The organism is Mesorhizobium sp. P5_C1, assembly GCF_054049815.1.
Genome location: NZ_JBFULQ010001302.1, coordinates 1 through 671, shown reverse-complemented (window position 1 = coordinate 671; position 671 = coordinate 1). Strand labels below are relative to the sequence as shown.

General features: G+C 64.4%; 1 protein-coding gene and 1 pseudogene. One reads left to right on the top strand and one right to left on the bottom strand.

Translation table 11 applies throughout. The annotated features are described in order from the left end of the window. Positions 1-451: pseudogene (locus ACXJ7R_RS35510) on the top strand (sarcosine oxidase); the annotation flags it as partial. Between the two features lie 22 nt (positions 452-473). Here the strand turns inward: ACXJ7R_RS35510 and ACXJ7R_RS35505 are convergent. Next, positions 474-671, bottom strand: a 198-nt coding sequence (locus tag ACXJ7R_RS35505; protein ID WP_457155857.1) for a hypothetical protein, incomplete at its 5' end; no start/stop codon positions are given.

The window sequence follows — 671 nt, the reverse complement described above, 5'->3', positions numbered from 1 at the left end:
TGCCTATGTCGAACCGCCGGCGGACCTAAAGGCCGCCTGGCTGGCAGCGCCGGTCGTCCTCGATATCGGCGGCACGGTCGACGGCTACGTGATCCCGCCCTCCGGCGGCGCCGGCATGAAATTCGGTTCCGGGCTCCACAGGGTGCCGACCAGCGACGCCGACTGGAACCGGGAGCCGGTGCCGGGCGAGGGGGAGGCGATCCGCAACCTGTTTTCGCCGCCGATCGCCCGCATCGATGAGTATGAGGTGACCGAGGTCGTCACCTGCGCCTACACCTTCACCGCCGACGAGAAATTCATGGCGCACGAGAAGGGCAGATGCCTGATCGTCTCGGCCTGCTCCGGCCATGGCTACAAATTCGGTGCTGCGGTCGGCCGGCGCGTTGCCGCTGCCATTGGTGACGGCGACATCGCCGGCCTGAAGGCATGGCTGCGGGCGGAGGTGGCCTGAACGGACCTCGTAAGACAGCGCGCTAGCCGGAGGCGTAAAAGAAAAGCGCCACTGCTGCGATCGTTAGAAAACCGAAGAACGCCGCATAAGGGTGGTATCCATCGGGTCCAGATGGGCTTTTCCATTTTAGCACCGCCGCGTCGTACAGGTCGTGTCGCAGGAGGAGATAAGCCGCAGCCGCACCAAAGGCGATGACGATCCAGCCAAGACTATCCATTGC